The organism is Bacillus sp. FSL R7-0672 (assembly GCF_038601465.1).
GTDB classification, from domain to species: Bacteria; Bacillota; Bacilli; order Bacillales; family Bacillaceae; genus Bacillus; species Bacillus pumilus.
Map to the genome: position 1 here is coordinate 1,715,861 of NZ_CP152010.1, position 19,513 is coordinate 1,735,373.

Genomic DNA, 19,513 nt, shown 5'->3' on the forward strand with positions numbered 1-19,513 from the left:
AGAACATGGGAAAAATGGATGAAATCATACTAGTTGCACCGCGCACACGCGTATTCCAAAACGAAACGCTTGCGTTTAATGGTGTGAATAGTGAAGAGAAAACAATCAACACAATTATGAAAGAAATCGAAGAGCACTTCAAGCAGATGCGAAGAGGCGATGCGGAAGAAAATCCTGACTTCAAGCAGCCGATTCCTTATGTCGTGATTAAGCGTGAGGACGAAGTGTATGTATATGAAAGGCTTCAAGGCGGGGGAGAGACTCGATTGCATCATAAGTTATCTCTTGGCTTTGGTGGTCACATGAATTTCATCGAAGGCAAAAACTTTGCTGAAATTCTAAAAGAAAATACGGATCGTGAACTAGACGAGGAACTTTCTATTCAAGAAGAAGACAAACTTGAGATGAAAACCCTTGGTTTAATTAATGATGATGACAACAGTGTCGGCCGTGTGCACATTGGACTGTTATCAGCGCTTGAATTATCTCCAAGTGCTCATGTAGAAGTGAAAGAAACAGATCAAATATCAGGAAAATGGATGAAAGCATCTGATTTGAAAAAGCCTGAATACTTCGATCGACTTGAAACGTGGTCTCAATTTGTCGTGAACATTTTAGCATAAAGGAATCAATCATAAACCGGCTCAGCAGCAGACTTGAGCCGGTTTATTTCGTTATAACAGCTTCAGTTATTGGAAAACGAATGCGTCGTGACCGGCCTGTTTCAATCTTGCGACGAGGTCATCCGCATTTTGCTTTGTACGAAAAGCTCCGGCTTGTACTCGGAACATACCTCCCTCTAATACAACAAAGGCGTCAAAGCCTTTTGATTTCAGCGTGGCTGCTAATTCATCTGCATTGGCTTTCACCTTGAAAGCTCCAGCCTGTACTTTATAAAGATTACTTGCTTTTTTTTTCAGCTGAAAGGCTTTCTCTAATCCAGTGGCATGAGCGCGAGCGATGCCTTGAAGGAAGGTCGCGTTGCGGAGCTTATTTGCATCAGCTGCCGTATCAATGAAACCATTCTCTGTTAAAATAGCGGGCATAGAAGTTTCTCGAAGAACGTGGAAGTTCGCTGTTTTCTTACCGCGGTTGGCAAAATCCACCGAGCGAACAATTTCATCATGAAGGGCATTGCGATACGTGGTGGTTGGTGCTGAAACGCCAGGATACACAAAGCTTTCAAAACCTGTGCCCCCGCCCGCATTAACATGAATAGACACGAAATAGTCAGCTCCCCAGCTGTTTGCCGCATTTGTACGCTGGGCCAAAGTAACGGATTGATCAATTGAACGACTTAAGCGGACGGAAACGTCATCATAATCACTAATCAACATATCTCTCAATAAAATCGCGATTTGCAGTGTTATATTTTTCTCCAAAAGTCCATTAACAGCAGCTCCAGAATCTGTTCCTCCATGGCCAGGATCAATAAAAATTTTCACCATCTATTCATCACCTCGTCTTTATTTTATGAGAAAATAGAAAAATTGCCTGTACAAAATGCGGAAATCATTGAGACTCTTTTCTGCACAATTTGTGATGAGAAAGCTACATTTTTCTAAGAAAAAACAAATTGTTGGTTTGTCCGCCTAAATGGGATGAATACAATGGAAATAGCACATCATTTCCTGGGAAACCGCAGAAATCCCTACAATATTCGGTATCTCGGGTCATTTTGACAGCAAACTTGGGCTTAAGCGGGCGATTGTCACGATTACAGCTCCACCCGAATAGAATAAAGAGAGAAGAGCGAGAGGTGAATACGTTGGAGCGAGCTGTCACATATAAAAACAACGGCCAAATCAATATTATACTTAACGGACAAAAGCAAGTATTGGTTGATGCAGATTCAGAGGCAGAATACCTAGAAGCCTTGCAGAAAAATGAGGCAAAACACAGCATCTTACGGGAAATAGAGCGTGAAATGAACAGCCTTGTCGGTATGGATGAAATGAAACGAAACATAAAAGAGATTTATGCTTGGATCTTTGTCAATCAAAAAAGGCAGGAACAAGGGTTAAAGGTAGGTAAACAAGCGCTTCATATGATGTTCAAAGGGAATCCGGGCACAGGGAAAACGACGGTTGCAAGACTTGTCGGGAAGCTTTTCTTTGAAATGAATGTCCTCTCAAAGGGTCACTTAATTGAAGCGGAACGCGGAGATCTAGTCGGGGAGTACATCGGTCATACTGCTCAAAAAACAAGAGACTTAATTAAAAAATCACTAGGCGGCATTTTGTTCATCGACGAAGCCTATTCTCTTGCCCGCGGAGGCGAAAAGGATTTTGGGAAAGAAGCGATTGATACCCTAGTAAAACATATGGAGGACAAACAGCACGAATTCATTCTCATTCTTGCTGGCTACTCCAAGGAAATGGATCATTTTCTATCATTAAACCCGGGGCTGCAATCCAGATTTCCAATCAATATCAGCTTTCCTGATTATACCGTCGATCAGCTCATGGACATTGCCAAACGGATGATGGCTGACAGAGAATATATCTTTACTCAAGAAGCTGAATGGAAGCTGCGAGATTACTTAATGCACATTAAAAGCACCACGAGTCCTGCAAAATTCAGCAACGGCCGTTTTGTGCGAAACACGATTGAAAAGGCCATTCGAACCCAAGCGATGAGACTCCTGCTTGTGGATCATTATGATAAAAAAGATTTGCTCACGATTAAAAGTCACGATCTCCAAATGAAAGAGGATACGCCTACTTAAAATGGCGTATCCTTTTTATAAAGAGATACTAAAATAAACCATCCGAATAGTGGTATACGTGTGATGTGTTTGGTATGATGGTACTACTGAAAACTTAAGTACAGAAAGGAAACAACTGACGTTGAATGAACATGAAATGACAGAAAAAGCGATCCTTGTCGGCTGTCAATTGCCGCATGTCACGGATGAACGCTTTCAATACTCAATGGAAGAATTAGCTTCCTTAACCAAAACGGCTGGCGGTGAAGCTGTCAGCGTAATGACGCAGAAGAGAAATAGACAAGACAGCGCAACATATATCGGTAAAGGGAAAGTAGAAGAGCTTGAAGTGCTTTGTGAGGAATTCGAATGTGATGTCATTATTTTTAACGACGAACTGTCTCCAAGTCAGCTAAAAGCTTTGGCAACTGCCTTAGATGTGAAAATTATCGATCGGACACAATTGATATTAGACATCTTTGCAAAAAGAGCCCGGACAAGAGAAGGGAAGCTGCAAATAGAGCTTGCCCAGCTTCAGTATGCCTTGCCGAGACTAAGCGGACAAGGGATCAGCCTCTCAAGACAAGGCGGCGGAATTGGCGCAAGAGGTCCAGGTGAAACAAAACTTGAAACAGATAGACGTCATATTCGAAACCGTATTCACGAAATTAATGGACAATTATCTACAGTCAAAGAACACCGTACAAGATACCGGGAACGCCGGAAGAAAAATGGTGTGTTTCAAATTGCCATTGTTGGGTATACGAATGCCGGAAAATCTACTTTGTTTAACCAATTAACAGATGCAGATAGTCATGAAGAAGATCTGCTGTTTGCGACACTTGATCCAATGACACGTAAGATGACATTAGCATCTGGCTACAGTGTGCTGATTTCAGACACCGTTGGTTTTATCCAAGACCTCCCAACAACACTCATTGCGGCATTTCGTTCCACTCTTGAAGAAGTGAAGGAAGCTGATTATTTGCTTCATGTCATTGATTCTTCTAATGAGGATTACGAAGGTCACGAACGGACGGTTCATGAGCTTTTAGAGGAATTAGAAGCAGATCGTATTCCAATGCTGACGGTTTATAACAAAGAAGATCAAATCAGACCGGATTTCATCCCATCTTCAAAGCATCGTCATCTGTTAATCAGTGCGAGACGCGAAGAAGATGTGAAGCGGTTAAAAGCGGATATTATGGCAGAACTGAAACAAAACTTTTTAAAGCCATATCATGTGAAAATTCCTGCGTATGAAGGAAAACTCATTTCCGCATTAAAATCAGAAACGCTCGTGGAATCACTAGAATTTCAAAAAGAAGCAGAACTTTATGACATCACCGGGTTTAGCGGTGAGGAGCAGACCATATTAGGTCAAATCAAGAAGTATATGTTGTAAGAAAGGAATTAAATCAAGATGTTTCATACATTAAAACACGGCAGTATTTTAGAAAAAGTAGCAGCAGAAACAGAACAAGACATTTTACACATGCATCAGCAAATTGATCAAAAGAGCGAACAAAATGAGTGGCGGGTGCTTGAAAGCTACCGAAAGCATAGAGTCAGTGACTCTCACTTTAATCCAACAACTGGATATGGCTACGATGATATGGGAAGAGACACGTTAGAAAAAATTTATGCGGACGTCTTCGGGGGAGAAAGCGGCCTTGTGCGTCCGCAGATCATTTCCGGCACGCATGCGATTTCCATTGCGTTATTTGGTGTGCTAAGACCTGGTGATGAATTGATCTATATGACGGGAAAACCATACGATACGCTAGAAGAAATTGTAGGGATTCGCGGCAAAAAAGGGACAGGCTCATTAAAAGACTTCCAGATTGATTACAAGGCCATTGATTTAAGGCAAGATGGATCCGTCGATTATGACAAAGTAAAAGAGTCGATCTCCTCTAAAACAAAAATGATCGGCATTCAGCGTTCGAAAGGTTATGCGTCAAGACCTTCCTTTACAATAGAAGAAATCGAGCAAATGATTTCATTTGTAAAAGAGATCAATGAAGAAATCATTGTGTTTGTGGACAACTGTTATGGTGAATTTACTGAATTACAAGAGCCATGTCATGTGGGAGCGGATCTTATGGCGGGTTCACTTATTAAAAACCCGGGCGGCGGGCTTGCCAAAACAGGCGGCTACATCGTTGGAAAAGAAAAATGGGTCGAAGCTTGCTCTTATCGAATGACATCTCCGGGCATCGGCAGTGAAGCGGGTGCCTCGCTGTATGCGCTCCAAGAAATGTATCAAGGATTTTTCTTAGCACCGCATGTTGTGGCACAAAGCTTAAAGGGTGCGGTGTTCACGGCTCGTTTTCTTGAGAAGCTCGGGTTCCAAACGAACCCAGCGTGGAATGCGAAAAGAACGGATTTAATTCAATCCGTCGAATTTGGCGATCCTAACAAAATGATTGCATTCTGTCAGGCGATTCAATATGCATCTCCGATCAACAGTCACGTCACACCGCATGCAAGCTATATGCCGGGATACGAGGATGATGTCATTATGGCAGCGGGCACCTTCGTCCAAGGAGCTAGTATCGAGTTATCAGCCGATGGACCGATCAGACCTCCTTATACAGCCTACGTTCAAGGCGGACTCACGTATGCCCATGTGAAAAATGCGATTTGCAGTGCTGTAGATGCCTTATTGGAACAAGGTTTTATCGACATACCTGCTCGATAAAAAAATCCATGTTAATATTCCTAACATACTGTTGACACATAATATAACATGACATATAATAAATTTAAGCAAAGAGGAGGAGACAGTTGAGATGAGTGATAACATTCGCCGCTCAATGCCTTTATTCCCAATTGGGATTGTCATGCAGCTAACAGAATTATCTGCAAGACAAATTCGCTATTATGAGGAAAATGGTTTAGTATTTCCAGCAAGAAGTGATGGGAATCGCCGATTATTTTCTTTCCATGATGTTGATAAATTACTAGAAATTAAAAACCTCATCGAACAAGGTGTAAACATGGCAGGAATCAAAAAACTTTTTGCCAAAGCTGAGGCAGAACATCCAGCGTCTGATGCAAAGACCGAGGAGAAAACCACAGCCAAGCACAACTTGACAGATGATGAACTCAGGAAGCTACTGAAGAAGGAACTCATTCAGGCTGGACGTTTCCAACAAGGAACGACCTTTAGGCAGGGGGATATGTCAAGGTTCTTCCGTTAACCAATTAGCAAAAGCATTGCTATACAATTTTACCTTTTGTAGGGGAGGAGTTTTACGAAATGGCAAAATACACAAGAGAAGATATCGTAAAATTAGTAAATGAGGAAAACGTAAAGTACATCCGTCTGCAATTTACAGACATTCTCGGAACGATTAAAAATGTTGAAATTCCTGTGAGCCAGTTAGAAAAAGCTCTCGATAACAAATGTATGTTTGACGGTTCATCTATTGAAGGCTTCGTACGTATTGAAGAATCAGATATGTATCTATACCCAGATCTCAACACATTTGTTATTTTCCCTTGGACAGCAGAAAAAGGTAAAGTTGCACGCTTTATTTGTGACATTTACAAGCCGGACGGGACGCCATTTGATGGAGACCCGCGTAATAACTTAAAGCGTGTCTTAAAGGAAATGGAAGATCTAGGATTTAGTGATTTCAACCTTGGACCTGAGCCAGAATTCTTCTTATTTAAATTAGATGAAAAAGGCGAGCCAACGCTTGAATTAAACGATAAAGGTGGATACTTTGACCTTGCACCAACAGATCTAGGCGAAAACTGCCGCCGTGATATCGTGCTTGAGCTTGAAGAAATGGGCTTTGAAATTGAAGCGTCTCACCACGAAGTAGCACCTGGACAGCATGAAATTGACTTCAAATATGCAGGCGCCATCCGTTCTTGTGATGACATTCAAACGTTCAAACTCGTTGTCAAAACGATTGCGAGAAAGCACGGTCTTCATGCGACATTCATGCCAAAACCATTGTTCGGTGTAAACGGATCAGGTATGCACTGTAACCTATCATTATTCAAAAATGGCAAAAACGCATTCTTTGATGAAAAAGCAGATTTACAATTAAGCGAGACTGCTAGACACTTTATCGCGGGTATCGTCAAGCACGCAACAAGCTTTACAGCGGTCACAAACCCAACAGTTAACTCTTACAAGCGTCTTGTGCCTGGTTATGAAGCACCATGCTATGTGGCATGGAGTGCACAAAACCGCAGCCCATTGATCCGTATCCCTGCATCACGCGGCATCAGCACACGTGTAGAAGTACGCAGTGTAGACCCATCTGCAAACCCATACCTTGCATTAAGCGTATTACTTGCAGCAGGTCTTGACGGAATCAAAAACAAACTAGACGCACCAGCACCAATTGACAGAAACATCTATGTCATGGACAAAGAAGAGCGCCTTGAAAACGGCATCGCTGACCTACCTGCAACACTTGCAGAAGCTCTTGAGCTGCTGAAATCAAACGAAGTCATGGTCAACGCACTAGGCGATCACCTATTTGAGCACTTTATTGAATCAAAAGAAATCGAGTGGGATATGTTCCGCACCCAAGTACACCCATGGGAACGCGATCAGTATATGTCTCAGTATTAATAAAGAAAACCCCTTGGAGCCATTGGCTTCAGGGGGTTTTTATTTTTGTGGGTGTTTCTAATATTTCAAAATGAAAAAGCCGCCACCCACAATTCACCCACAAAAAAATGATAAAAAAATCACTCCATTATCTTGGAGATATACTCTTCATATTTATTCATTGAATTTGTGTCTATTTTTTCTAGTATGAGGTCCAAGCCAGCGAAGCTGTACCGATGCAGAAAGATTGAAGTAGAAATGATAAGATTCCCCTCAAAGTGTGAAAGACGATTCTGACGGGAATGATCAAAAAGAAGAGGAAGACAGGACTGCCTAAGATGGCACGCAAACGAATTCTTAGAAGGAGACTGTAACAAAGCATCTAGGAAAGGGAAAAAACCAGGTTATGTAATTAAAGTATCTGAAGATGACATTTTAGTAAGGTTCCTTAGTGGTAATACCTTGGTTGTCCAAAGTCTTTGGCTGAAAACTTGGATGAGGCACTTACTGAAGATGATCTGAAGGCTTTGATTCATTTGTCTTTAGATTTAAGGGACGAACACTTCTTTAAAATGTGTGTACGTGATTTGCAAGCTCTTCAGGGCAAATAAAAAGAACCGAAGCACAAGGCTCCAGCTCTAATGAATCTCGACAATTCATTATAACATGGGAGGCCTTGTGCATGAATAATCCTTACAAACATATAGACTCTAACATCTCAATTGATCAGCTTTTTGAAAAAGGAGAGGTTAAAGTCATTATCCTAGATGGCCATTCCAACGAAGCGTTTTTGGCTGAAGCACCTATTTACGGAAAAACGGAAATCACTACACGTGACGGCCAGTTCACAAATTTAAATTATACAAGTTCTCACAGAATAGATATTTAGCAGATAGAGTTCCCTAATTACTTGAAAAAATCTAAAAAATGCCGATTCAATAAAGAAGAATATTGAAAAGGTGTGTATTTATGGAGTATTTTGGATTTCTTGAAAAAATGGGGATACCAGGTAATTTGGCTGCTGCAATAATAGTTTTATTAATCATTTTCAAATTAATAAGACCTATTAATTTATTATCATCAAGTATCTTTGAACAAAAGTTGTTAACTAAAGATATGGTTATACTATTATTAAGTATTAAATATCTTGGACAGACTTTATGGTGGGTATTGATTAATCTGTCTATACTTTATACTTTTGGTGTACCGTCCTGGACTGGGGATCCAAATTTATCTCCCATGATAGGATCAATTTTTTTCACAATTGGTGCTCCAATTTTCACTATAATTTATGTTATAAACAGTCAATCCTCTTCAAAACTTAATCGGTTTGGGGTAAGAGTATTATTAGCAATACTGTTCATGGTTTGCTTATTGTGCTATTATTTTCCGTTGAATGGAACAGTTGTAACAAATGTATTCGTGGAAAATCCAATTGGAAAATTAGCAATTATAATAGGATGTATGACCGTTCTATGTCTCCCTATACCAGCATTAATGAAGCAAATTTCAAAGTTTTTATATTGGACAAAAGAAAAGTATATACTCGTTTCTGACATTGATTTAGCTAATGAACAAAATATTCTTGAAAGTGATTTGAATAAAAAATCTTGGTATGTACTACACGCTATAAACAAAGAATTAATTTTATTAGGAAATAATCCTAAGCCAAAGTTATGTACAGAAACAAAAATTATCAAGTTAGAAGACTTGTGCAATATAAAAATGTCGATTGAAGAGGTCGATCAAGATTCTACAAACGAGGAATCTACGAACGATAGTACTACAAACAATAATTCAATTATATAATTAAACAGTCTGCTTATAAGATTTTTTAGAGAGAGGGTATAAATTTGTTAACCAACCAATTATGCCTTATTCCTGAGGTCAATGAAAAGCAGGTCCGTCAGACATTAATAAATGAATTGAAGCTTTATAAAGCATTAAAAGTTAAACAAGAGAATTTAAATGAACAAAAAGAAAATGGTGTTTTTACTTTATTCCCAAGATTAAGAGATCAAAATGTTTGTTCGGAGCTGAAGGTGCGGCAAATAGAAAGAGCATTAGAGTACAGCTTGGATAAAATTGAACAAGACATTATTCGAAGTACCTTACTTCACGAATGGTTAAAGATCTTGAGGTATGCGAAGAGCTAGGATTAAAGAAAGATCGATTTTACAAATTGAAAAAGCAAGCTACGTTTAAACTTTCGACAGCACTTGGAATCATCTGAGTGCTGTTTTGTATTTGAAAAAAAATAATGGTAAAATACATCATGTTTCTCATAATATGTTTAAAAGAGGTGCGATGATTTTGAAGAAACTTACACTCCTTCTAGTAGTATTAATTCTAACTGTGACATCTATAACATTAATAGTAAATAAAACCAAAACTGAAAAATTTAAGAATGAAAATTGGGCCTATGAATATCTAAAAATTAATAAACTGCATAACCAGAAAAAACTAACTGGAAAAGGTGTTAAAGTAGCATTAATTGATTCAGGTGTTTCATTTAAGCAGGAGATCAATGTTAAGAAGGGGGTAAACGTTTTAGATCCCAAAAGATCATATCAAGATAATCATGGTCATGGAACTCATTTAGCTGGAATTTTAACTAATAAAGACATTGGTGTTGCGCCAAACATCGATTTATATGTAATTAAAGCCTTGGATAACAATTTAAACGGTGATATTAATAATGTAATAGAAGCAGTGAATTATAGTATTGAAGAAAAGGTTGACATTATTCTAATGTCATTTGGCACTTTAAAATATTCTAAAAAACTGGAATCTGTAATAAATAGAGCTTTAAGAAATAATATTGTTGTAATATCATCGGTTGGGAACTATGGGTTACAAGAAAAGAGCGAGATACTCTACCCTGCTAAATTTGAAGGTGTTATTGCTGTAGGAGCTTTAAATATGAACGGTGATATATGGAAAGGGACAACTGTAGGTAATGGATTAAATGTGTTACTTCCGGGGCAGTATATAAAAAGTTATTCAAAAGATGGTTCTTTTTTATATAGTAGTGGTACTTCAATGGCGGCTGCCTACATGGCAGGTCTTGCTGCTCTCTTTTTTGAAGAATATTCTTCTTATAATAAATCCACAATCTCTAAAAAAATATGGAAAAAAATCAAAAATTTAGATAAAATAAATGGGTATTCAGTTATGAATACAGATAAATTTTTTTGAGAAAGAAGGGTTTATATGAAGAATAAGCTTATTTTAGTAGTACTGTCTTTTATTCTATGTTTTTCGGCGGTGACTCCAGTATATGCTGAGAGCGTAACTTCACAGGATAGTGAATTTGTGGTTAGTGATCAATTGATTGAACAAGTATACGAGGATACCGGTATAGATGTTTCAAATGTAGATGTATCAAACTTTAATAAAGAATTTGACTTTCTTTTGAATGATCCAGTATTTATTGAATTAGAAGAAACTTTAGCGTTACAGAGTCAGAATGCTGAATTGAAAGAAGACAGTGTAACTGGTCAGTGGATACCGGTGGTGGCTGCTGCTTTAAGATTATTAATTTCTCAAGTTGGAAAAAAGGGAATGCAAAAAGGATGGAAAGTAGCTAGACCATATGTGCAGAAAGCATTAAAGGCGCCTCAAAATTATATTATTGATGGCCCTGGATCAGGAGGGCGCATTATACAGGTACGTAGCAAAAAAACCAAAAAACCACTATTCAGACTAGATTATGCACCTATAAAACATGGAAGACCTGCTGTTCTGCATTATCATGTTCCACCTAATCTAAAAGATCATCATGTTATTTTCTAAAGGGGAGATCAACGTTGCTTAACTTAGACGATACAATGCATTTGCATGTAGGCTATTATGAAAATGATTTAGATTATGAAGGTGTGTTTTTTAAAAGTTTAGATTCAGGGAAATGGTTATTGTTTTTTGATCAAGAAAACTATGGTATAAAACTTAAACAAAAATATGAAAAATATGATGATTTTGGTTTGTTGGTTGGAGAGTATAATATTGATGATGAAGATATTGAGGATAAAGGTGATGCATTATTCGAACGATTTCTAAAAGAAAATGGTTTAATTAAAGCATAGCGTTTTTGTGTGATACGTTACAATAAATAAAATGATATAGAAGAAGACATCTTTATCTGTTTGAAGACTGTTATGCAGTCTTTAAGCTTTTCTAGAAGTATATTGATTCTGAAGGCGATGCGTTTTGGGAATAATTGAACCAAAGTGTCTATGTTTATGGGCACTTTTTTATTTGTATTGCAGAGAAAAAGCCGACAAAAAGGGGACCTTTTTTCTTAAGTGGATCATCGTAAGATAGAGACAAGCAAAATGAACGTGAATATTTTGTCCAGAAGGAAGAACCTGCGGACGCTGATCATTGAGCACTTTACGTGCCTTGATTGGTGTCCGCTTTTTTTATTGGGAGACGCGTCTTTCCTTTATCAATGGCGTATCTGGATACGGAACAAAGGTGTTGAGAAATGTGGCCATACGAGAGGAACATTCTGAGCCTGGATAGCAGCTGGTCTGCGGCAGCCGTATCGAGGACAGTTTTCACTTGATGATTGACTGTACTTGGCATCCTCTCGGAGTGTAGTCATCATTGCAAAATCTATTTAAGCGAATAGCGTAAGGTGGTGCTTATTCGGCAAGGAGAGTATGAACATGAAGATCAGAGATTCTTTATCCGTAGAAACAACGAAGCAATTAAAGCGCATTGCTCCTGGTTCTAATCGAAAGAAGAAGAGCAATGCTGATCCGATAACAAAGCGATATTGGGAAGAAATCATGGGAACGAGACGTGAAACGTACCAACGACAAGGCGGACGTATCCGGAGGAAACGCTGATTTGATGGGAACAGTCGTCTTTTGGGTGTATGGCTGCAGGTGCTTTGGTGTGGGATAGGAGCGCAAAAGCAAAAAAGGAGATGATGAACATGGCATCAAAATTTGGTGTATCTGCTAATCCAAAAAAAGCGAATCATACTTTAGGAAAGGACAAGGTTGTGGTTGTTGCGATTCAGAATCACAATGATTACATTTGTGGACCAAATCTTATTCCTCAACGAAAAGTTGCAGGGAAATGGGTCACAATCAAGACGAATTCACCTAACCCGCTTAACCCAGCAGAGAAACAGTACGATGAATTCGGCATCAAGGAATCACTAGGTAATAGAAAAGGTACGTATCGATTCAAAGTAGATTTAGAGCGATACGACAAAAACGGAAACCACGTTGAAACTGTTGGTACGTTCTATACATCTGAATTTTACGTTAAATAAAACCAATGCACTGAATACCTGGAAATTTTCAACTCACCTCCGATATAAGTCTAGGAGGTGAGTTTTTTTTCAACAAAACTAACAGTAAAACGTCATTTGATGATGCTACAGACGCAAGATTATATTTGCAACAGTTTGGGAAAAATATGCATAGTGCTAAGTTTTCTGAACAAGAAAAATTTAAAGACCAAATTAAGAAACATGATAGGAAACACATTAAAATGCTTTTGGGTAGGATTGAGGATATGTTAGATAACAAAAAATCTTTAAATCATGTTTTTACAGCTTTTTTTGTAATATTGGCTTTCATTATTGGAAATCAAATAAAATTTAGTGAAAGTCTTTTTGTATATATAAAAGAAATAAGCTATCAATTTATTGCTGTATGTCTTGGTGCTGTTATGGTTTTTATAGTATGGGCCATTCTGACTTACCGTGATAAGGCTTTACTAGAAGAATTGAACGGTTACAAACGATTACTACAAGAATGTTTAGATGAAATTCCAGATAGAAGTTTTAAATTAGATAAGTACTGAACGCCTTAGGAGATAATGTGTTTTTTTATTGGAGGCGATACAATACATCATGAATATCAAAACAATTCCCGTACATAAAATCCTCCAATATACCCCTAGTGTCAATACTCTCGTACGATTAATAAAACATAGTTTATATGGACTGAATATATTTTCTTTATGATCTAATTAAAGAAGAGCATTAGTGTATTAATCCGTTATTTGTTTACTTTATGCATTAAAATGGTGAAACAAGAAGTTTCTTGAAGTATATTTAAGAATATCAAAATCTAATTATTAATACTAATGGGGGAGAACTAATGCATCAGTTAATGGACAAAGAAAGATTTCTCAAAAAATATTTAATCAATGAAGAGGAGTTTAAAGAGACTGGTATAGTATGGAGTGAATTAAAATCAATTTTTAATGATTATACTTCTTGTAGAGAATTACTTGAACATACAGGTAAAACAATAGCGGATATTTTAAGGACACATTCTGATGCTCATACGGTACGAATGAGAATAAAAGACCCTGAGCATCTTATTGAGAAATTAATTAGAAAAAGCATTAACAACTCCGAGTTTTCATTTGATATTGATGATTACAAGTCAAAAATAACTGATTTAATTGGGCTAAGGGTTCTTCATTTATACAAAGATCAGGCTATAAATCTTGATAACATGATAAGAAATTATTGGGATTTGGAAGAGAAGGTCATAATTTATATTAGACAGGGTGACATAGATGATGATGAGAAAGCTAAATTAGAAGCAGAAGGGAAATTCAATGTAAAAAAACATTCAGCTGGATACCGTTCTTGGCACTATTTAATAAAAAGTCGTTTAACTAAAGAGCTAACTTTAGCTGAAATACAAGTTCGCACAATTTTTGAAGAGGGTTGGAGTGAGATTGACCATCAACTTCGTTATCCTTATTATGTTGGGGATAAAATCTTAACTAATCAATTACTAGTGTTAAATAGATTGGCTGGTAGTGCAGATGAAATGGTTAACTCAATTAAAGAAACATTAGAGCGTTTTACAGAGCTGAATCAAGAGAAACAAGAGTCGAAAAATACAATTGAAAAATTAAGGCAAGAAATAAGTAATCTAAACTTGAAGGAACCACAATCAAAGTCACTTTTAAATTTAGTAAGTAATATTGAAAGACAGCAAGGAGATGCAATGTTTCCTGCAGCGATTCGTTTCCAGCAAGTATTAGAACAGGCTAGAGCAGTCGATTCTGACTTGATTACAAAAGCTATTGATAGAATGGGATCAATTGCGTTTACAGGAAGTCGAAATAAATAAAACAAACTCAAACTTAATTCAGCAGCTCGGAGGTGGGTGATATGTAATGGCTAGACGGCGCGATCTAAGAAGAGATGAGGCTTTTCGTCTTTGGAAAGAAAGCGATGGAACCCGCTTGCTTAAAGACATTGCAGATGAGTTGGGTGTGACAAGCAACACAGTCCGTAAATGGAAAGCGAACGATAAATGGGAAGACAAATTCAAAGGGAGCGCTCCTAAATTAAATAGGAGCGCTTCTTTACGTTCCGGCGCACCTAAAGGGAACAAAAACGCCAAAGGAAACAAAGGTGGTAAAGCGCCAACTGGTAACCAAAATGCTAAAGGTAATAGGGGCGGCGCAGCTCCAAAAGGAAATAAAAATTCTTTACGCACGGGTGAATATGAATCTATCATGTTTGATTATATGGACGACACAGAAAAGGAATTCTTTGAGCAGATTGAGACCGATCCGCTCTATCAAATTGAATTGACCATACGTGAGCTTAGTATTCGAGAGCGGCGCATGATGCACAGGATCATGAAGTATGAGAATGGTTTAACCGATAATCAGCGGCGTGTACTTCAACAACTTAGGAAGACAAAAGACGTTGCACCATCCACAAGTGAGAATGGTGTTGTCAAATACGTTCCGATTATCAATGAACGTCTTGTAGTCACTGAAGTTGAAGAAACTCAATTACCTGTTATTGATCGCATCCTAGAAATAGAGGAAGCATTGACGCGAGTAACAGACAAGCGTCTTAAAGCCATTAGGCAGAAACACGACATTATGAAAACTATGTCAGAGCATGAATTGAGGCTGCGTGGTCTTGATCTTGCAAACCGAACGAGAGAGGCAGAACTGGAGCGAATCACCGCTCGACCTGTCGATGACTCTGTACAGATAACGATTAAGAGAGCAAAGAAAAAAGGTGATGGCTGATGCAACTGATGGAGAAGGAAGTCAATCCACACTTTGAGGACTTTCTTTTTGACTGGGATCAGAAGTTTCAGTTCTTGGTGGGTGGTTACGGGTCATCTAAAAGCTATCACATTGCCCTGAAACTCATCTTAAAGTTACTGGATGAAAAGAGGACAGCCCTTGTGATTCGTGAAGTCTATGACACGCACAGAGATTCCACGTTTTCTTTATTTGAAGAGATCGTGAATGATCTAGGACTCGACCATGTCATTCAGTGCCGGACATCACCGCTCATGCTGAAATTCCATAATGGGAGCCGGATCATCTTCAAAGGCTTGGACAAGCCAGCCAAATTGAAGTCGATCAACAACATCTCAATCATATGGATTGAGGAATGTTCCGAGGTTAAGTACGAGGGATTTAAGGAGCTGCTTGGTCGTTTGCGTCATCCAACGTTGCAGCTGCATATGATTCTATCAACGAACCCTGTCGGGCAGGATAACTGGACATACCGTCACTTCTTTAAAGACGATCAGAACAACCGCTTTATTATGGATGACGAGACATTGTACGAAGAGCGAACCATTGCTATCAACGATACGTACTATCATCATTCTACAGCGGAAGACAACTTATTCCTTCCGGTCAGTTACATTAAGCAGCTGGACGAACTGAAGGAATACGATCCAGACCTTTATCGAATAGCCCGAAAAGGTCATTTTGGCATTAACGGAATTCGTGTTCTTCCTCAATTCGAGGTGCAGCCGCATGAAGATGTGATGCTGGCCATCTCAAATATTAATCGTCCTTTGCTTAAAGCGGGCATGGACTTTGGTTTCGTAGAGTCATATAACGCTTTGATTCGACTGGCCGTCGATCATGAGAAGAAATATCTATACATCTATTGGGAGTATTATCAAAAAGGCACAACCGATGATGAAACTGTTCAAGAGCTTATCGAATTTGCAAAAACAAAAGAGCTTATCAAAGCGGACGCAGCTGAACCGAAAACCATCGCATACTTCAGGAAGATGGGATACAACATGGTGGCCGCTCATAAGTTCCAGGGATCACGTTTGCAGTACACAAAGAAGATCAAGCGGTTCAAGAAAATCATATGTTCCGATTCATGTAAAAACACGATTTATGAGCTTCAGCCGCTCACATACAAGACAGACAAGAACGGTAACATCATAGAAGACGAGTTTAAGATTGATCCCCATACGTTGTCGGCCATCTGGTATGCGCTAGATGATTATGAGGTCACCGATCTGAAAGAGAAACCAAAAGAGCGGACACGCCCGAACAGAGAAAGGAGGTCACGCTGATGAATAAAGTGAAAGCTACTGTGATTAAATCAACTGTTTCTGAAACGACCAAACAAATTCATGAGGATGGCTTTAATTATGAGGCTGATGGCGTTATTGAGCCGCCATACAATATCAAGGAGCTCAAACAAATAGCCGAGTATTCTACCATTCTTCAACAATGTATAGATACATATAAAACGAATATTCTAGGATTCGGCTTGGGAGTTGAATACACTTTCGACTTCAACGCTGAGAACGCAACAGAGGGAAAGAAAAAGGCAGCTGAGAAAGAATGGACAAGGCTTGAAGAGTTCGCCAGATATATGAACTATGATGAGTCAGCCGAAGTGGTCCTTGGTTATGTGATAGAAGACCGAGAAAAAAACAGGTAATGGATTTGTCGAAGTGCTTCGAGATGGTACAGGGAAGCCTGCAGCCTGCAGGAATTGAATATCTGGATGCACAATACTTGAGAGTCTGTAAGCTTGGTGATCCTGTTGAGGTCGATTTCCGATACACAGAAAACGGCCAGGTAAAGTCATTGAAGCGAAAGAAGAGATTCAGAAAATATGTTCAGAAAATCAACACTATAAATGTTTTCTTCAAGGTTTAAGGTTTAGAGGAAAAGAAGTTGTATCCTTATATTGAAGAGTTTGCTTTAAGCCTTGCAAATCTCTATGAGAAAAGGAATGATTCGGAGAGGGTAGCAGATTATTATAGAACTGCCATAGAAGCTCAAACCGAAATCCAAAAAGGAGAGTGTTTATATGAATATTAAAATGAAGATATTGATTAGCACCGCTTTATTGGTAGGTGCTGCTTGCCTGGGTTCTCTAAATTACTCTCAAGAATCAACTGATCGAAATACCACTGTATTTCCTCAAAAAACCGATCGAAACACGACGATGATTGACCGAAATACAACTTCTCTAAACAGATAGACAAAATTAAAAGAGACTTCGAAAAAGAAAGTGGGAACAAATGTTTGATTGACAATTTGGATTTCGTTATAATAAGAATAAGATTGACCCCTTCATGAACCTGGCTGATATTCAGTCAGGTCTTTTTTATATCTACTGGTAAACTCGTTTTTCTTGCAGGAGGTGATTTGATATGAAAGTCAAAATCATTGAAGGGCCGAAAGTTGACGAGCGTCTTAATGATTGCTATCACTATTTAATTAAGTGGTGGAGCAAGGAGTTAAAACGGGATAATCTTGTCTGTCAAAGTGTAAGCAATAAAAGGATAAATGAAGAGAAGCTTGATTGAAGCATATATGAAGAAATCAAGAACTGTAATTTCATTAAAGATGAAGGTTTATCCGGTGTTTCTAATTAGACTTCGCAATAAAATTAAAACAGACCTTTTAGGTCTGTTTTATAGAAAGGATTTGTTATCTTTTATCAAACTAGGTTTATAATGAATTCTCATTCTTTTAGGAAACACCCACAAAATGCCCACGAATCACCCACAATTTAAAAATATTTTATGATTTTGTATTATTTTTTTAAGATGAAAATCTCTATAAATCAACGTTGATGATTCACTAAGACATATAAAGACAATATAGGTTATAATCCGCACCCAAGTACACCCATGGGAACGCGATCAATATATGTCTCAGTATTAATAAAGAAAACCCCTTGGAGCCAATGGTTTTAGACTAACCTAGTCAAATGGGACATAAAAAAACACCCTTCAAGTGATACACTTAAACTGGAGGATATTTTTTATGAAAAAAAACAAATATTCAGCTGAAATAAAATGGGCAGTTGTGAAAGATAAATTAAGCGGGCAGTTTACCAATCAACAAATTATGGATAAATATCATATAAAGAATGTGTCTCAGATTAAAACATGGATGAAGTGGTATCGAGAAAATCAGTTACATCGATTCGATCAGCCAATTGGAAAACAATATAGCTTCGGGTATGGACCTGACAATGTATCAAAAGAGGAAAAAGTGAATAGGCAGATTGAACACCTTAAGATGGAGAATGAAATTCTAAAAAAGTATTTGGAGATCATAGAGGAGTTGAAAAGGGAGTAGCCTTGATTTGATCGAGAGACTACGGAAGAAATATACAGTAACGTCTATCTTAAGTATTTTGCAGGTCGTTAGATCGACCTATTATCGTTGGGTATCCGAAGGAATACGTAAAAAATCATAAGTCGAGAAGGCTGTTATTTCCTTATGTACCGAAACGTCGTTCCGGTACGGCCACCGGAAGATTCGAAAGCTACTTCAGCATCAATATGCTATCAAACGAAACCGAAATACTGTACAGCGCATCATGCAAAAATACCATCTTCAATGTCGTGTGAAGCGTAAAAGAAATTGGAAATCACAAGGGGAATCTGTCATCATTGCCCCAAATATATTAAATCGGAACTTCACCGCAATACACCCGAATTTAAAATGGGTAACAGATATTACTTATATTCAGTATGGACCGAGAACGCTCTACCTTTCGACCATTATGGATTTATACAACAACGAAGTTGTTGCCTATACCCTAGATGATCACCAACAAACATCACTCATATTGGACACATTGAGGATAGCTTTAGAGAAAAGGAATTTGCCTAAAGGTGTACTTGTGCATTCAGATCAAGGAAGTGTATATAGTTTGTATGCATATCAAAAGGAGCTGGGGGCAAGGGACCTTACAAGCAGTATGTCTAGACGAGGTAACTGTTGGGATAACGCAGTGATTGAATCATTCCATTCCAGCTTAAAATCAGAGGAATTTATGTTTACAAAATTCAATTCTATATCAGAAAAAGATGTCAGACAACGAATCGACCATTACATCAAGTATTATAATGAAGAGCATATCCAAGAAAAATTAGGCTACCACGCACCAAAAACATTTGGTAGCATGTCAGCCTAATAAGGGT

General features: G+C 38.2%; 22 protein-coding genes and 2 pseudogenes. 22 read left to right on the top strand and 2 right to left on the bottom strand.

Features of this window, described 5'->3' with window-relative positions; all coding sequences use genetic code 11:
• The first annotated feature begins 5 nt into the window (after positions 1–5).
• Positions 6–623, top strand: coding sequence for a hypothetical protein (locus MKY18_RS08455; protein WP_065097328.1), 618 nt, complete (start codon positions 6–8; stop codon positions 621–623).
• 66 nt (positions 624–689) lie between these two features.
• Here the strand turns inward: MKY18_RS08455 and MKY18_RS08460 are convergent, their stop codons facing one another.
• Positions 690–1,448: an N-acetylmuramoyl-L-alanine amidase gene (locus tag MKY18_RS08460; RefSeq protein WP_065097329.1), complete on the bottom strand. Its 759-nt coding sequence runs from the start codon at positions 1,446–1,448 to the stop codon at positions 690–692.
• Between the two features lie 320 nt (positions 1,449–1,768).
• Between MKY18_RS08460 and spoVK the strand changes: the two genes are divergently transcribed.
• The 11 genes and pseudogenes from spoVK to MKY18_RS08515 all read left to right on the top strand — a co-directional run bounded on the left by spoVK (position 1,769) and on the right by MKY18_RS08515 (position 11,371).
• The gene (spoVK, locus tag MKY18_RS08465) at positions 1,769–2,728 is read left to right on the top strand and encodes a stage V sporulation protein K (RefSeq protein ID WP_003211912.1); all 960 of its coding nucleotides are present in this window, start codon (positions 1,769–1,771) and stop codon (positions 2,726–2,728) included.
• A gap of 121 nt (positions 2,729–2,849) precedes the next feature.
• A complete protein-coding gene (hflX, locus tag MKY18_RS08470) occupies positions 2,850–4,112 on the top strand; it encodes a GTPase HflX (RefSeq protein ID WP_050944939.1) in 1,263 nt (420 codons plus the stop codon).
• 18 nt (positions 4,113–4,130) lie between these two features.
• Complete coding sequence (locus MKY18_RS08475; protein WP_065097331.1) at positions 4,131–5,411, top strand: aminotransferase class I/II-fold pyridoxal phosphate-dependent enzyme; 1,281 nt, start codon at positions 4,131–4,133, stop codon at positions 5,409–5,411.
• A gap of 91 nt (positions 5,412–5,502) precedes the next feature.
• Complete coding sequence (locus MKY18_RS08480; RefSeq protein WP_003211674.1) at positions 5,503–5,913, top strand: MerR family transcriptional regulator; 411 nt, start codon at positions 5,503–5,505, stop codon at positions 5,911–5,913.
• Positions 5,914–5,972: 59 nt separating this feature from the next.
• Positions 5,973–7,307, top strand: coding sequence for a type I glutamate--ammonia ligase (glnA, locus tag MKY18_RS08485; RefSeq protein WP_003211015.1), 1,335 nt, complete (start codon positions 5,973–5,975; stop codon positions 7,305–7,307).
• 661 nt (positions 7,308–7,968) lie between these two features.
• Positions 7,969–8,175 carry an XtrA/YqaO family protein gene (locus MKY18_RS08490; RefSeq protein WP_065097332.1) on the top strand — a complete coding sequence of 69 codons (207 nt, stop codon included), beginning with the start codon at positions 7,969–7,971 and terminating at the stop codon, positions 8,173–8,175.
• 80 nt (positions 8,176–8,255) lie between these two features.
• Positions 8,256–9,095 carry a hypothetical protein gene (locus MKY18_RS08495; protein WP_065097333.1) on the top strand — a complete coding sequence of 280 codons (840 nt, stop codon included), beginning with the start codon at positions 8,256–8,258 and terminating at the stop codon, positions 9,093–9,095.
• A gap of 44 nt (positions 9,096–9,139) precedes the next feature.
• Positions 9,140–9,519: pseudogene (locus MKY18_RS08500) on the top strand (ArpU family phage packaging/lysis transcriptional regulator).
• 80 nt (positions 9,520–9,599) lie between these two features.
• Positions 9,600–10,484 carry a S8 family serine peptidase gene (locus MKY18_RS08505; RefSeq protein WP_185107313.1) on the top strand — a complete coding sequence of 295 codons (885 nt, stop codon included), beginning with the start codon at positions 9,600–9,602 and terminating at the stop codon, positions 10,482–10,484.
• 15 nt (positions 10,485–10,499) lie between these two features.
• On the top strand, positions 10,500–11,081 hold the full coding sequence (locus tag MKY18_RS08510) for a hypothetical protein (RefSeq protein ID WP_065097335.1): 582 nt from the start codon (positions 10,500–10,502) through the stop codon (positions 11,079–11,081).
• Between the two features lie 14 nt (positions 11,082–11,095).
• A complete protein-coding gene (locus MKY18_RS08515; RefSeq protein ID WP_106067770.1) occupies positions 11,096–11,371 on the top strand; it encodes a DUF3986 family protein in 276 nt (91 codons plus the stop codon).
• 307 nt (positions 11,372–11,678) lie between these two features.
• Here MKY18_RS08515 and MKY18_RS08520 read toward each other — a convergent pair whose 3' ends face one another.
• On the bottom strand, positions 11,679–11,873 hold the full coding sequence (locus MKY18_RS08520) for a hypothetical protein (RefSeq protein ID WP_185107316.1): 195 nt from the start codon (positions 11,871–11,873) through the stop codon (positions 11,679–11,681).
• Between the two features lie 83 nt (positions 11,874–11,956).
• Between MKY18_RS08520 and MKY18_RS08525 the strand changes: the two genes are divergently transcribed.
• The 10 genes and pseudogenes from MKY18_RS08525 to MKY18_RS08570 all read left to right on the top strand — a co-directional run bounded on the left by MKY18_RS08525 (position 11,957) and on the right by MKY18_RS08570 (position 19,506).
• Complete coding sequence (locus MKY18_RS08525) at positions 11,957–12,139, top strand: hypothetical protein (RefSeq protein ID WP_106067769.1); 183 nt, start codon at positions 11,957–11,959, stop codon at positions 12,137–12,139.
• Positions 12,140–12,228: 89 nt separating this feature from the next.
• Complete coding sequence (locus MKY18_RS08530) at positions 12,229–12,573, top strand: structural protein (protein WP_106067768.1); 345 nt, start codon at positions 12,229–12,231, stop codon at positions 12,571–12,573.
• A 125-nt stretch (positions 12,574–12,698) separates the two neighbouring features.
• The gene (locus tag MKY18_RS08535) at positions 12,699–13,109 is read left to right on the top strand and encodes a hypothetical protein (RefSeq protein ID WP_142936309.1); all 411 of its coding nucleotides are present in this window, start codon (positions 12,699–12,701) and stop codon (positions 13,107–13,109) included.
• A 299-nt stretch (positions 13,110–13,408) separates the two neighbouring features.
• Entirely contained in the window at positions 13,409–14,401 is a 993-nt protein-coding gene (locus tag MKY18_RS08540; protein WP_106067766.1) for a hypothetical protein, read from the top strand.
• Between the two features lie 46 nt (positions 14,402–14,447).
• Positions 14,448–15,323: a phage terminase small subunit gene (gene terS, locus MKY18_RS08545; protein WP_185107318.1), complete on the top strand. Its 876-nt coding sequence runs from the start codon at positions 14,448–14,450 to the stop codon at positions 15,321–15,323.
• A gap of 8 nt (positions 15,324–15,331) precedes the next feature.
• Positions 15,332–16,630, top strand: a complete 1,299-nt coding sequence (locus MKY18_RS08550; RefSeq protein WP_185107343.1) for a PBSX family phage terminase large subunit — start codon at positions 15,332–15,334, stop codon at positions 16,628–16,630.
• A pseudogene (locus MKY18_RS08555) lies at positions 16,630–17,219 on the top strand (phage portal protein); the annotation flags it as partial. The gene MKY18_RS08550 and the pseudogene MKY18_RS08555, both read left to right, overlap by 1 nt.
• A 506-nt stretch (positions 17,220–17,725) precedes the next feature.
• On the top strand, positions 17,726–17,881 hold the full coding sequence (locus tag MKY18_RS08560; RefSeq protein WP_185107320.1) for a hypothetical protein: 156 nt from the start codon (positions 17,726–17,728) through the stop codon (positions 17,879–17,881).
• Between the two features lie 463 nt (positions 17,882–18,344).
• Positions 18,345–18,662, top strand: a complete 318-nt coding sequence (locus MKY18_RS08565) for a hypothetical protein (RefSeq protein WP_106067763.1) — start codon at positions 18,345–18,347, stop codon at positions 18,660–18,662.
• Between the two features lie 136 nt (positions 18,663–18,798).
• On the top strand, positions 18,799–19,506 hold the full coding sequence (locus MKY18_RS08570) for an IS3 family transposase (protein WP_106067762.1): 708 nt from the start codon (positions 18,799–18,801) through the stop codon (positions 19,504–19,506).
• The last annotated feature ends 7 nt before the right edge of the window (positions 19,507–19,513 follow it).

Coding starts and splice junctions, on each gene's coding strand:
- MKY18_RS08455 (WP_065097328.1), top strand. CDS start 6: ATGGGAAAAATGGATGAAATCATACTAGTTGCACCGCGCACACGCGTA.
- MKY18_RS08460 (WP_065097329.1), bottom strand. CDS start 1,448: ATGGTGAAAATTTTTATTGATCCTGGCCATGGAGGAACAGATTCTGGA.
- MKY18_RS08475 (WP_065097331.1), top strand. CDS start 4,131: ATGTTTCATACATTAAAACACGGCAGTATTTTAGAAAAAGTAGCAGCA.
- MKY18_RS08480 (WP_003211674.1), top strand. CDS start 5,503: ATGAGTGATAACATTCGCCGCTCAATGCCTTTATTCCCAATTGGGATT.
- glnA (WP_003211015.1), top strand. CDS start 5,973: ATGGCAAAATACACAAGAGAAGATATCGTAAAATTAGTAAATGAGGAA.
- MKY18_RS08490 (WP_065097332.1), top strand. CDS start 7,969: ATGAATAATCCTTACAAACATATAGACTCTAACATCTCAATTGATCAG.
- MKY18_RS08495 (WP_065097333.1), top strand. CDS start 8,256: ATGGAGTATTTTGGATTTCTTGAAAAAATGGGGATACCAGGTAATTTG.
- MKY18_RS08510 (WP_065097335.1), top strand. CDS start 10,500: ATGAAGAATAAGCTTATTTTAGTAGTACTGTCTTTTATTCTATGTTTT.
- MKY18_RS08520 (WP_185107316.1), bottom strand. CDS start 11,873: ATGCCAAGTACAGTCAATCATCAAGTGAAAACTGTCCTCGATACGGCT.
- MKY18_RS08525 (WP_106067769.1), top strand. CDS start 11,957: ATGAAGATCAGAGATTCTTTATCCGTAGAAACAACGAAGCAATTAAAG.
- MKY18_RS08530 (WP_106067768.1), top strand. CDS start 12,229: ATGGCATCAAAATTTGGTGTATCTGCTAATCCAAAAAAAGCGAATCAT.
- MKY18_RS08540 (WP_106067766.1), top strand. CDS start 13,409: ATGCATCAGTTAATGGACAAAGAAAGATTTCTCAAAAAATATTTAATC.
- terS (WP_185107318.1), top strand. CDS start 14,448: ATGGCTAGACGGCGCGATCTAAGAAGAGATGAGGCTTTTCGTCTTTGG.
- MKY18_RS08550 (WP_185107343.1), top strand. CDS start 15,332: ATGGAGAAGGAAGTCAATCCACACTTTGAGGACTTTCTTTTTGACTGG.
- MKY18_RS08560 (WP_185107320.1), top strand. CDS start 17,726: ATGAAAGTCAAAATCATTGAAGGGCCGAAAGTTGACGAGCGTCTTAAT.
- MKY18_RS08565 (WP_106067763.1), top strand. CDS start 18,345: ATGAAAAAAAACAAATATTCAGCTGAAATAAAATGGGCAGTTGTGAAA.